Genomic DNA, 12293 nt, shown 5'->3' with positions numbered 1-12293 from the left:
GCAACGTCACCAGAGAGGCATTCAAGGCAAAATCGACGCGAAATGAGCTCCATAGCGCGGCGGTTCAGCGGTAGCTGGAGCGAGCAAGGGTGTTTCCCTGTCCTCAAGCAATCCGAGGACGGTTGCAGTCCGAATGCGCTCTGCTGGTGAGGCAAAATCGTAGATCACCTCGCGGGCAGCGCGGCTGGAGGCGATGATACCGGCGCGACGCAATTCGCCCAGCTGTTGCGACAGGGCGGGCTGACCAATCCCGGTACGGGCCTCGATTTCAGCCACGGTATAGGGAGCCTCGCTCAGGACGGACAGGATCGACAGGCGCTGAGCCTGCCCATAAAGGCGAAGGCGCTCGACAAGTTGTGCCATATGCTGGCTGTTCATGGCCTTCATCGCCCGTCATCTTTCTGCAGGCAGTGAAACCAGGGCTGCTCGCATGGCGCGTTCATTTCCGCCACGGTGAGCGAGGGGGGGCGGAAGATGGCACCCCCTGGCTGCCAGTTCTCCGGCGTCAGGGCATCGCCATGCGCGGCGCGCTGCAGTGCTGTTACTGCGCGAAGAATTTCGCTTACCGAGCGACCCACACAGAGTGGATAAACCAGGATGGCCTGTATCCGCCCATCGGGGTCGATGATGTAGGTCGAACGCACCGTACTGCTGTCCTGAGCTGTTGCATCGAGCATGCCGTACGCGCGCGCAATGGCCATGGAGGGATCCTCCACCACCGGGAATCTGATTTCGGTGCCGAGATCGCGCCCGATGGCATTGATCCAGGCCAGATGGGACGACAATGAGTCGACAGAAAGACCGATCAGCTGACAACCGAGCTGATCGAATTTCGGCTGGGCCTTCGCGAAGGCGATGAACTCACTGGTGCAGACCGGTGTGAAATCGGCAGGGTGTGAGAAGAGCACAACCCATCGTCCCCTGAAATCGCTTAGTGTCAGGAGACCCAAGGTCGTGCGGGCACGAAAATTGGGGGCGAGTGTGCCCAGACGTACAGGTATCTGTGCCTGCTCTTCCATCTTCATCCATCTCCTGCACCGTTAATACGCATCGGCATCGACGATTCACGATCTAACGTTGGGTAGCCGTGCGGTCCTTGACGAGAGCAAGTATCACAATTACATAAACGGCGAAATATCATATTCAAGAAATATGTAATTCATGATCAGTTCAGCGGAGCGCGCGTGATGGATGACGCAACGATTGCCCAGGCAGCCAGCCAGATCGAGGCCAGCAGGGCGGGCCAATCTTCGTGCCCGGTGGTACGCAGTTTCTTCGACGAGACAACGTTCACTGCTTCGCACGTCGTGCACGATCCCCGCACCCGCGAGGCGGCGATTATCGACAGCGTGCTTGATTATGACCCCGCTTCTGGTCGAACGGGGTCTTTGAGCGCGCAGGCCATTCTTGAGTATGTCCGCGCTGAGTCCCTGACCGTGACATGGCAGCTTGAGACCCACGCCCATGCCGATCACCTGTCGGCAGCGCCGTGGCTGCAGGAGCAGCTGGGAGGCAAGCTCGCCATAGGATCCGAAATCACCCATGTTCAGGAGGTGTTCGGCAAGATCTTCAATGCCGGAACACGCTTTGCACGGGATGGCTCGCAGTTCGATCATCTGTTCCGCGATGGTGAGCGTTTCAGAATTGGTGAAATCGAGGCGATTGCGTTGCATGTGCCGGGGCATACCCCTGCCGATATGGCGTTCGTGATCGGTGACTGCGCCTTTATCGGTGATACGCTCTTCATGCCCGATTTCGGGACAGCCCGTGCTGATTTCCCCGGTGGCGATGCGAGGCAGCTCTATCGCTCCATTCGCCGCCTGCTTTCCCTGCCGCGTGAGACGCGTCTTTTCCTGTGTCATGATTACAAGGCACCCGGACGTGACTGGTTTGCCTGGGAAACCACCATTGGAGCACAGCGCGACAGCAACCTTCACGTTCATGACGGTGTGAGCGAGGACGAATTCGTCGAGATGCGCACGAAACGTGATGCGACTTTGAGCCTGCCCAATCTCATTATGCCCTCGGTCCAGATCAATATACGCGGGGGGCGTCTGCCGGAGCCGGAAGAGAACGGTACGCGTTATATCAAGATACCGCTCGACACGCTTTGAGAGCACGCTGTGCGGTATCCAGCCTGAATGGCCTGCACAGCACCTTGTTGAACCCCGCCCGTTACAGAACGCAGCATCCAGCCGGTGCGCATTGACCCGGCCCGCAATACAGTCCGAGAAGAGAGAGGCAAGCTCATGTCCCTTCGTTTCCTGACGGCCCATTTCGCCGTATCGCCCCAGATCAGGGTGGAAGATCTGCCCGCGCTCAAGGAGCAGGGTTTCAGCGGCATTATCTGCACCCGCCCCGATGGTGAGGAGAAGGATCAGCCCGGCGTGGCCGATCTGGGTGTGGCGGCGGAAAAATGCGGGCTGGCTTTTGCCTATATCCCGGTGCGTATGGGGGCCACGCCCGATGCGCATAGTGTCTCGGTCATGCGCCAGACCCTTGCCGAGATGACCGGGCCTGAGAACACGGGCAAGGTTCTTGCCTATTGCCGCTCTGGCCGACGTGCGGCTGATCTTTATGAGCTGGCGTCGACCCAGAAGGAAGAAAAGCCCGCTGGCGCTCAGCGTTTCGATGTTGTTGTGGTCGGCGGTGGCGCGGGTGGTCTCGCCTGCGCGGCAAGCCTGTTGCGTCGTCGGCCCGGGTTGCTGGTCGCTGTCGTGGAACCCTCGACCGAGCATTACTATCAGCCGGGCTGGACCCTCGTGGGCGGGGGTGTCTTCACGGCGCAGCAGACGCGTCGTTCCGAGGTCGGGCTTATCCCGGCGCGCGCCAACTGGATTCGTCAGGCCGTCACGGCCTTCCTGCCGGAGCAGAACCGTATCGAGCTGGGCGACGGGACCCAGATTGCCTATGAGGCGCTTGTTGTGGCGACCGGGCTCAAACTCGACTGGGCTGCTATTCCAGGACTGGCCGAGACGCTGGGCAAGAATGGCGTCACGTCGAATTATCGCTACGATCTCGCCCCCTATACCTGGGAGCTGGTGAGCAAGCTCGAAGAGGGCAAGGCGCTGTTCACCCAGCCACCCATGCCGATCAAATGTGCAGGGGCGCCCCAAAAGGCCATGTATCTCGCCTGCGATGCCTGGCGTCGTCGTGGGGTGCTGGGTCGTGTGCAGGTCGAGTTCGATACAGCGACGCCCAGCCTGTTTGGTGTGGCCGATTTCGTACCGGCCCTGATGGATTACATCAAGGGCTACAGCATTGACCTCAACCTCAAGTCACGACTGGTAGCGGTCGATGGCGAGCGTAAGGTTGCAACCTTCGAGCGCGTCACGGAAGCCGGCACGGAGCGTGTCGAACGCGCATTCGACATGCTGCATGTTGTGCCCCCCCAGACCGCGCCCGATGTCATTCGTTCCTCGCCGCTTGCTGGCGCTGATGGCTTTGTGTCGGTTCATCCGGATACGATGCAGCACACGCAGTATGCGAATGTCTTCGCCGTGGGTGACGTGGCCGGCACAAGCAATGCCAAGACGGCTGCCGCTGCACGCAAGCAGGCACCTGTGGTGGTTGAGAACCTGATTGCCCAGCTTTCCGGGCGCAAGCCGGATGCTGTGTATGACGGTTATGGCGGCTGCCCGCTGACGGTTGAGCGCGGCAAGATTGTGCTGGCCGAGTTCGGGTATGGCGGCAAGCTGCTCCCGACCCTGCCGGCCTGGCTGCTTGACGGCAAGAAGCCCACACGCCTGGCCTGGTTTCTCAAGGAAAAGATCATGCCGCGTCTGTATTGGGATTTCATGTTGAAGGGACGCGAGTTTCTGGTGCGACCAGCCCGCAAGACCGAGGGCTGATCTCAGCCAATGATGTCGACCCCGTTCATGCCTGACGCGTTCATGTCTGCCTCGTCTGTCCCTGCTCTGGCATGCGGGAGTCTGGTTGGTCTGGTTCTGGGACTCATCGGTGGCGGCGGGTCCATTCTGGCTGTCCCGCTGCTGATCTATGTTGTGGGGGTGCGTAACCCCCATATCGCGATTGGCACGAGCGCTTTTGCTGTCGCGATCAACGCGCTGGCAGGTCTGCTCAGCCATGCGCGTGAGCACACGGTCAAATGGCGCTGCGCCGGTTTCTTCGCGCCTGCCGGGATGCTTGGCGCGGCGCTTGGGGCGCAGATTGGCAAGGCTATGGATGGACAGCGACTTCTGTTGCTGTTTGCAGGGCTCATGGTGCTTGTCGGGATCGCGATGATCCGTGGCCGTCATGACGAGGGCATACCGGGTGCGGCATGCAATCGCGACAATGTCTGGAAGGTTGGCCTGTTTGGCCTGTGCACAGGCGGGCTGTCCGGATTTTTCGGTATCGGCGGTGGGTTCCTGATTGTACCGGCGCTGATGGCGGCTACGCATATGCCTGTCCTCAATGCCGTGGGAACCTCACTTGTGGCCGTTGCGGCTTTTGGTGTGACGACCTCTGTCAGCTATGCGCTTTCGGGCCTTGTGGACTGGCCTTTGGCCCTGTGGTTCATCATGGGGGGTGTTGTCGGGTGCCTGCTGGGGACGAAACTGGCCAGCCGCCTTGGCAAAGGGTCCGGTGCCACGTTGAAACTTCTCTTCGCTGGCCTCATCTTTGTCGTGGCGGCCTATATCGCCTATCGCACACTCTGAAAGCGCAGGCATTTTGTTCTATGCGTGCCTTCAGAAACCCTCGCCCCTACCTGAAGGCGCTATGTGGCGCCTTCAGGATACGTCCGGAAAGATGAACCGCCATGAGCGCGCCTGACAGCAGACTGACGCAAGATGATATCCTTTCGGCAGTGGAGGGGCTGGTAGCGGCCGAAAGCGACATGATCGCGAATATGGCCAATATCGCAGCAGTTCTCTTTGAGGCACTCCCGCGCATCAACTGGGCAGGGTTCTATCTGCTGCGCAAGGGTGAACTGGTTCTGGGGCCGTTTCAAGGGCGTGTAGCCTGCACCCGCATTGCGCTGGGGCGCGGGGTATGTGGCAAGGCTGCCAGCGAACGTAGTATCCAGCGTATCGATGATGTCCACAGCTTCCCCGGCCATATTGCATGCGATGCGGCATCAGCGTCGGAGATTGTTCTGCCTCTGGTCAGAAACGGTGAATTGCTGGGCGTACTCGACATCGACAGCCCCGAGCAGGCGCGTTTTGGCGATGCGGAGCAGGCTGTGTTGGAGCGCGTTGTTACCCTCCTGCTCGAAGCCTAAGGCGAGATCGCGCGCGGCCTGATCGTGAGAGAAAGGTCATGTGCGCAGTCCGGCAGGGGCATTGCTGAGGGCAAAAAGAAGGGATGAGAGCTTTTCTGTGGGTGTAACCCTCGACCCTACCCTGCCAAGAGAGTCAACGCCGATGGTATGCCTCTCAAATCTATTGGGGGGTGCAGCCCCGTCGTCGCCGCGCCGCTCAGCTGAGGCCATATGAGCGTGGCTGCGGCGGCATCGCATCCTCCTGTTGATTGAACGTCTCCTGCGCTTCCATTCGGATCGCGTGTTACAAGACAATCGCCATCCGGCTCAGGCGTTCGGGCGGTTCCAGACGATGATGGAAATCGGAAAGCTGAAAACAATGCCGCCTTCTGTCTGACGTGGTGCCATGTCCGAACTGTTCTCACCGCTCGCAATCTCCTGCATGAAAAAGGACGCGAGAGCCTCGCGATCTACTTCGGCAACCTGATCGTTCAGGCGGGATTCCAGACGGTAGCGGCTGGTTTCCACGTGGTGCAGCCCGGCCTCCTCACCCAATCTCATGATCTGACTGAGCGTAAGAGCCGTTGTGTGCGAGGGGTCACGCAGCTTTTCGGCATGATCGTATTGGCTCTGGCAGGCTGGAGCGGGTGTCGCATCGATGACGACAATCCGACCGCCGGGACGACAGACACGGATCATTTCTGCGAGGCAGGTCTGCGGCGTTTCCATGTGATGGAAGCTGTAACGCGTCACCACCAGATCGAATTGTTCGTCCTCAAAAGGCAGCGCCATCGCGTTCCCGGTCTGGAAAGAGGCTTCGACGCCCAGCCGATCGGCACGCGCGCTCGCCTGTGCGATCATCGCGGGGGTCAGATCCAACCCGGTTACCTCGGCCCCTGCCTCTGCCAGCGCGCAGCTGACGATGCCGGGCCCACAGGCCACATCCAGCGCCTTCACGGCTGGGCCGGGCGCACAGGCCTTCATGGTCTGGGCCATGCTTTCCGCCTCGGCATGAATGGGGAGGTCAGCGAAAGGGGCCGCCCATCGGGTGAATTGCCGTATGACGGTGGCATTGTGCGGGTCAGGGGTGCCGCTCGGGGTCGCGGTTGCGGGCAATACAGACATGGTGGTTTCCTCTCCTTGCCGGACAGGATAGGAAGATCGCTAATGGCCGACTAACGCGCTTCGGCCAGAAAATGACGGGAACCGGCCAGATGAAAATCCTGAGCAGTAAGGAGACCACGGCCGTTCTGGTCGAAGCAGGCCTCGACAGGCCGCAGCAGAAATCCTTTGCCCTGAGGCAATCGACCGAGGCGATTTTCTATGACTGGCATGCGCATTCTTATCACCAGATCATCTGCGCCCGTGCCGGTACCACGCAGATAGAGGGGCCAGACAGGCGCTATCTTCTGCCTGCTGGCCACGCCTTGTGGATTCCAGCCGGGACGCGCCATCGCACCATGATCCGTGATCATGACGGCATGTCCTTCTTTCTTGCGCCTGACGATACGCAGACTGCGGTCGAGGCGATGACGACATTTCCTCTGACACCGATCTTGACCGAGATGATGTTCTACGCGCTGCGTTGGCCGGATGGACCACAATCCACTGATGTGCTCGCGCAGAGCTTCTTCGATACCCTTGCCCTGCTCTGTCATGAGCGGATCAAGGCAGCGCCTGCCGCCGGGCTCGCCTTGCCCATGCCAAGACACCCACGATTGATACGGGCTGTCGATGCGGCATTGCTTGACCCGGCATCGGCCACGATGACCCGGATCTGCGCCTGTGCTGCCATGTCGGAGCGCAGTTTTCGCCGCCATTTTCAGGCTGAAACCGGAATGGGCTGGCAAAGCTGGATGACCCAAACGCGCCTGTTTCATGCGGCCCTGCAACTGGGGCAGGGGCAGCGTGTGACCGATGTCGCAGCAGGGTGCGGCTATGCTTCATTGAGCGCCTTCGCCAAGGCCTTCAATCAACGTTTCGGTCTGACTCCTGCACGGTTCAGGGCACATGCGATGCAAGAACGCTAGGCAGGGTTGCTCATCGGTGCGCAGGTAATCCCACCCGGTCCTGCTGAAACAGGTTTCCCGCAGGCGTTTCCGGAGGACGACTCTCCTCCGGTGGTGCGTGGGGGAAACCCATGGTCACGGCCCCGCCTGAACCCTGACCGGACCGGACTCTAATGTGCCGCGCCCGGTGGCGTGCTCTCGTAGCGGTCCCAGTGCGTGGCGAGGTCGCGCACGACAATGCTGCCAATCTGATAGGCTGCGTTCACTGACGGGATGAAGGCCGAGTAGCCTTTCTCATTGGCTTCGTCCGAGAGAAGCTGCGCGGCCGTCTGGCCCGGTGGGGGCATGTCGAAATTGCTGGCAGTGCGCAGGATGAGCGCGCGTTCGGGATCGACGCGCCCAGCCTTCGCCTGAAGGGCGAGTGCCTGACAGAAGGCCACGTCTTCCTCGGCGGTAGTCGCCATCACACCCTGATTATCGGTCCAGTAGCGCACCCAGCGCTCGGCCCAGCGATTCATGAGCTTGCCCACCCAGAAGGTCTCGCCCGAGATGGTATCACCCAGCATGACAGAAGGCGGCTTTTGCGCTGCGGCGTAGCCATGATAGCGGGCGCGGCTCTGCTTCATGCCCTCGCTGTCGGGCAGGGAAACGGAACGGGTCAGTTCATAGGCCCAGCGGGTGAGGCCCGGATTGAGGGTGTAGAGCATATCGCCTGAGAGGGAATGCAGGGGTGGGCGTGGTGTTTCGTCGGGGCGACTGCCCTGTACGGGCGTGAAACCGTCAGGCCAGTCCTTGGGAATTTCACGCGGGTCGATCAGATGGGAGAGCCCGCCATTGATGACGCGGGGTGCCCAGACGGCGGAGCCGATCGTACCAAAATTGGGATCGATCCCCGCAATGCCTGCCAGCACGAAATAGCTGTGGCGCAGGTCGAAGCGTGGGTCGAGCAGCAGCGCCGTCATGGCAGAGGCCATATGCTCCGGGCCTTCGCCAGAAGCGATGGCAAGCACCTGCAACTCGGGGTTGTAATGCATGACTTCATGATCTGTGCCCGGGGCGGGAAGCGTCTGGCTGAGCGGGAATTTCTCGATCCAGTTCTGATATTCGCCCGGTGTGTCTCCCGTGTCCTTGCCGATTTCAAAGGTCGTCACAACCACAACGCGCACAGGGATGGTGGCAGCAGAGGCATGACCCGCGACCGGTGCTGTCGGCCCGGCAGCATGGGCGGGAGCTGCGGTCAGGCCCGCGGGAACACTGCACAGGAAGAGGGAGAGGGCGAGGCGGTGGCGAAGGCCTTTGGGGCGTGTCATCATAGGAAAAGGGGCTCGTGGCTGACGGTGTTTTCGAAGGCTGCGAAGTTCTGTTCGAGCTGAAGCTGAAGGCGCGCCTTGGGGCTTTTCTTCAGGAAATCGGCGCAGGCAAAGCTCTGCGGAGCCTTGCACAGGGTGATGACGTGATCTCCGTCCCACAGGCTGGTGCCGGGTATGAAGGCATAGGTCAGGCTGTTGCGCGAGATGGTCTTGAGGTCGGCATAGGTCAGGGGGGCGGTTGAAAGGGCCCTGACATAGGCCTCTGTGAGATTGCTGCGGGACACGCCCTCATCATCGGTCGAGAGCACGACCGGCACATGGGCGCGTCGATACAGCCCCATCGGATGGGCGGCACCGCTCACCCCAAGGATCTGGTCATTGCTGGTCAGGTTGATTTCCACCGCGACACGGCGCTGGGCCATTTCACCCAGCAGGCGCACAGCATCTTTTTCCCATGTGATGTCCACGCCATGGCCGATACGGTCTGCGCCAGCAATCTCGACAGCATCACGAATATGGCTCTGCAGCCCGGTGATAGGCACCAGCGCAGGGGTGAGTTCGCCAGCATGAAGACTCAGGCGCACATCGGGATAGAGCGCGCCAAGTTTTGCGAACATCTGCATGTGCAGGGCGTAATCGGCCATTGCCACGGCATCGTCTTCAGGGGCGACGAAATTCATGCCGACAAAGCGAGGGTCTTCATGGGCAAGGGCATAACCCGTATCGAGCTGCGCAAACACCTCGGGAGGGGTCATGGTCCTGATGGCCTGAAACAGATAGCGTACCGTTACAGCACAACCCGGATGGGCCGCAGGCGTATCGCATTGCAGGATGTCGCGCGCCTGATGCTCCATCTCATCCGTCTCATGGCGCGCTTCGGCCACGAGGCGGGGGCGCTCATCATGAAGCGCCTCATGGGCGGCATCGAGGTCGAGGTCGTGCAGGGGGTGCTGGTCGCCGGCTTTCACCATGCTGCCCAGTGCGGGTGAGATCATCAGTTCCAGATAGACCACGTGATCGGCCGCCGCCTGATCGCGCGCCTGTGCAAGCATGGCGCCCTGATGAGCCGAAAGCACCGGCGCAAAGCGCCCGAAAGTCGAGAAAAAGTGATCGTGCCCGGAGCGGTCTGCCGGCGTGGGAACGAAATCATGCATCGAAAGAGAATCGATCATGAGCTCGCGTGCGTCCTGTCGGGTGCGAAGCTGGGAAGCGGGCATATCGCCCGGCGTGGCCAGACGGCACTTGGTGGGCAGGATTCGTCCCTGCGCCAGAGAGACGCACAGGCCGTCCTGACCGGCCCAGTCAAGGAAGCTTTCGGCCGGAATGGCGCCAGCCAGATGGTTGTGGAGATCGCCCCCCTTGGGAAAGCCGCGCAGAAACACGGTCAGGCGCGCGGGGTCATTACGCAGATGATCGAAAATGCGCGAGGTTGCCTGCGTGTCGGCTGTCTCGGCGCGGGCAGAGGCAGACGAAAAGACGAGCGGAACGGCAAGGGCGAAAGCGGGCAGGATGCGGGGCAACATGCCGCGAAACGTGACGAAACCTTTTGGGTTTTGCAAGCACGCGAACACGCAGGATGTCGCTTTTATCGGCATGACAGCAGCGCGAGGCTGAGGGAGCCACCCGCTAAGGTTTCGAAGAAATCGTCTGAAATCAGGAATGTCTGTGCGGGATCAGTGGATTTGCAGCAGGCTGCACTGGAACTGAAACGGAACAGGGCCCGGACAGTAGCCGGGAGGCACCCTGCCTGCTGCACGGGGCAGGAGAGGCAGGAGATGCCTGGGTGCCGGATCGGGCGGCGTCGAGACGCTACCCATGACATCCGGCACGGTAGAGCGGCTTACTTGCCGGCCAGAGCGTCCTTGACGTTCTTGGCGGGGGAGTAGCTGAGCTTCTTGGACGCTGCGATCTCAATCGTCTCGCCGGTCTTGGGGTTGCGGCCCTGACGTGCTGCGGTCGAACGGACCTGGAACTTGCCGAAGCCCGGGATGGACACTTCGTCGCCCTTGGTGGCGGCTTCGATGATGCTGGCCCAGACGGTGTCGAGGGCGGTCTTGGCGTCGGCCTTGGTGCCACCGGTGGCAGCGGCGATGCGGTCGATCAGATCAGTGGACTTCATAGTGATCCTCTTGCGTTTGAAATGGCCGTGGAGCCTTAGGCGCAGTTCGATGAGAGAACAAGGCAGGAAATGCAATATTCCTGATTGTTCTCTGCCGTCGAATCTTCCAATCATACAAGAGTTTCCGGAAATGGCGAAGGGGCCGCCCTCGTTCAATCAACCAGTTTCCACCTTTGGGGGGGTAATCCATGCGTCAGACGATACGCTTCTATCTGGGGGAACGCCTCTTCAGCCTGAGTGATATCGCCCCCGACACAACCTTGCTGGACTGGCTGCGCCATGAGGGGCGTACCGGCACGAAGGAGGGATGCAACGAGGGCGATTGCGGGGCCTGCATGGTGATCGTGGCGCGGCTGCGTCAGGGCAGGCTTGCGGTGAAGGCCGTCAATGCCTGCATCCAGTTGCTGCCCATGCTGGACGGTGCCGCTGTTTTTACAATCGAGGATATCGGGACACCGGGAGCGCTCCACCCCGTGCAGGAGGCTATGGTAGCCCTCAACGGCGCCCAGTGCGGCTTCTGCACGCCGGGTTTTGTGATGTCGATGGTGGCCTATCGTCAGGCCGAAGGCGCATCGGATGACGACGCCGCGATCGATGCCGCGCTTTCGGGCAATCTGTGTCGCTGCACGGGTTACGCGCCCATCGTCAAGGCAATGAAGCAGGCGCTCTTGGCTCCTCCTGCAGCTTTCGAGCAGAGGGTGGCAGAGATGACCGAGCGCCTGCACGCCTTGGCAGACGGTCAGGATGTGCTGATCGAGCATGAGGGCAGCAGTCTTTTTGTGCCTGCCACGGCGGAATCCCTGGCGCAACGGCTGACCTCGTTTCCGGATACCGTGATCGTGGCCGGGGCGACGGATGTGGGGCTCTGGGTCACCAAAGCCATGCGCCCTCTGCCGCGCGTCGCGTTTATCGGGCAATGCGCGGATCTGTTGCGTCTGGAGACGGGCGCCCAAGGCCTTTATATCGGGGCTGCCGTCACCTACGAGGAGGCGCGCGAGGCGCTCTCGCGGATTCTGCCCGATTTTGGCGTGCTGATCGGTCGAATCGGTTCCACACCGATCCGGAACAGTGCGACGCTTTGCGGCAATATTGCCAATGGTTCACCGATTGGCGATGGCCCACCTGCGTTGATTGCCGCCGGGGCAATCCTGCATCTGCGTTGCGGCCTTGAGAGACGGGATATGCCGCTTGAGGCGTTCTTTCTGGCCTATGGCAAGCAGGACCGCCGACCGGGCGAGTTTGTCGAGGGTGTGAGCGTACCAGCACCGCGGCCGGGAATATTCTATCGCAGCTACAAGATATCCAAACGTTTCGATCAGGATATTTCTGCGGTTCTGGGTGCGTTTGCCTTGCGCTGCGACGCGCAGGGGCGTGTGCTCGATGTGCGATTGGCTTTTGGTGGCATGGCCGCCACGCCATGCCGCGCCCATCACGCCGAAAAGGCTATGATGGGCGCTCTGTGGAACGAGGACGCTCTGGAGGCTGCCCGCGAGGCCCTGTCGCTGGATTTCAAACCGCTGAGCGATATGCGGGCCAGTGCCTGGTATCGCCAGACGGTCGCTGCCAATCTTCTGACGCGGTTTTTCGAAGAGAGCCGGGGTGAGACCATGCGTCTCGCCAAGGCCGGGAGCTTGGCCCATGTCTGATGTTCA

The 12293-nt window shown here is 61.0% G+C and carries 12 protein-coding genes; 6 read left to right on the top strand and 6 right to left on the bottom strand.

The window, feature by feature from the left end:
• Positions 1 to 21 precede the first annotated feature (21 nt).
• On the bottom strand, positions 22 to 387 hold the full coding sequence (locus ED655_RS12810; protein ID WP_122050485.1) for an ArsR/SmtB family transcription factor: 366 nt from the start codon (positions 385 to 387) through the stop codon (positions 22 to 24).
• On the bottom strand, positions 384 to 1025 hold the full coding sequence (locus ED655_RS12805) for a peroxiredoxin (protein ID WP_205836047.1): 642 nt from the start codon (positions 1023 to 1025) through the stop codon (positions 384 to 386). Before ED655_RS12805 ends, ED655_RS12810 begins: the two co-directional genes overlap by 4 nt.
• Before the next feature lie 162 nt (positions 1026 to 1187).
• Here ED655_RS12805 and ED655_RS12800 point away from each other — a divergent pair, with 162 nt between their 5' ends.
• The 4 genes from ED655_RS12800 (at position 1188) to ED655_RS12785 (ending at position 5224) form a co-directional block, all read left to right on the top strand.
• The gene (locus tag ED655_RS12800) at positions 1188 to 2114 is read left to right on the top strand and encodes an MBL fold metallo-hydrolase (protein ID WP_122050484.1); all 927 of its coding nucleotides are present in this window, start codon (positions 1188 to 1190) and stop codon (positions 2112 to 2114) included.
• Between the two features lie 135 nt (positions 2115 to 2249).
• Positions 2250 to 3851: a bifunctional protein tyrosine phosphatase family protein/NAD(P)/FAD-dependent oxidoreductase gene (locus tag ED655_RS12795; RefSeq protein ID WP_122050483.1), complete on the top strand. Its 1602-nt coding sequence runs from the start codon at positions 2250 to 2252 to the stop codon at positions 3849 to 3851.
• 27 nt (positions 3852 to 3878) lie between these two features.
• The gene (locus tag ED655_RS12790) at positions 3879 to 4661 is read left to right on the top strand and encodes a sulfite exporter TauE/SafE family protein (protein WP_240993658.1); all 783 of its coding nucleotides are present in this window, start codon (positions 3879 to 3881) and stop codon (positions 4659 to 4661) included.
• Positions 4662 to 4762: 101 nt separating this feature from the next.
• Positions 4763 to 5224, top strand: a complete 462-nt coding sequence (locus ED655_RS12785) for a GAF domain-containing protein (RefSeq protein WP_122050482.1) — start codon at positions 4763 to 4765, stop codon at positions 5222 to 5224.
• A 306-nt stretch (positions 5225 to 5530) separates the two neighbouring features.
• On the opposite strand, the gene ED655_RS12780 is transcribed toward ED655_RS12785, so the two are convergent.
• The gene (locus tag ED655_RS12780; protein ID WP_122050481.1) at positions 5531 to 6328 is read right to left on the bottom strand and encodes a class I SAM-dependent methyltransferase; all 798 of its coding nucleotides are present in this window, start codon (positions 6326 to 6328) and stop codon (positions 5531 to 5533) included.
• Between the two features lie 89 nt (positions 6329 to 6417).
• Here ED655_RS12780 and ED655_RS12775 point away from each other — a divergent pair, with 89 nt between their 5' ends.
• Positions 6418 to 7233: a helix-turn-helix transcriptional regulator gene (locus ED655_RS12775; RefSeq protein WP_122050523.1), complete on the top strand. Its 816-nt coding sequence runs from the start codon at positions 6418 to 6420 to the stop codon at positions 7231 to 7233.
• 149 nt (positions 7234 to 7382) lie between these two features.
• On the opposite strand, the gene ED655_RS12770 is transcribed toward ED655_RS12775, so the two are convergent.
• From ED655_RS12770 to ED655_RS12760, 3 genes are all read right to left on the bottom strand, one after another.
• Complete coding sequence (locus ED655_RS12770) at positions 7383 to 8522, bottom strand: purine-nucleoside phosphorylase (protein ID WP_122050522.1); 1140 nt, start codon at positions 8520 to 8522, stop codon at positions 7383 to 7385.
• On the bottom strand, positions 8522 to 10045 hold the full coding sequence (locus ED655_RS12765) for an adenosine deaminase family protein (RefSeq protein WP_122050480.1): 1524 nt from the start codon (positions 10043 to 10045) through the stop codon (positions 8522 to 8524). The genes ED655_RS12770 and ED655_RS12765 overlap by 1 nt, the downstream gene beginning before the upstream one ends.
• 317 nt (positions 10046 to 10362) lie before the next feature.
• Positions 10363 to 10641, bottom strand: coding sequence for an HU family DNA-binding protein (locus tag ED655_RS12760; protein WP_023979527.1), 279 nt, complete (start codon positions 10639 to 10641; stop codon positions 10363 to 10365).
• A gap of 188 nt (positions 10642 to 10829) precedes the next feature.
• On the opposite strand from ED655_RS12760, the gene xdhA reads away from it, so the two are divergent.
• Entirely contained in the window at positions 10830 to 12287 is a 1458-nt protein-coding gene (gene xdhA / locus ED655_RS12755) for a xanthine dehydrogenase small subunit (RefSeq protein ID WP_122050479.1), read from the top strand.
• Positions 12288 to 12293: the final 6 nt, after the last annotated feature.

The organism is Asaia bogorensis (assembly GCF_900465345.1).
Classification (GTDB): domain Bacteria; phylum Pseudomonadota; class Alphaproteobacteria; order Acetobacterales; family Acetobacteraceae; genus Asaia; species Asaia bogorensis_A.
Note: the sequence above shows the minus strand (reverse complement) of the source record. Positions and strands in the feature narration are given on the sequence as shown.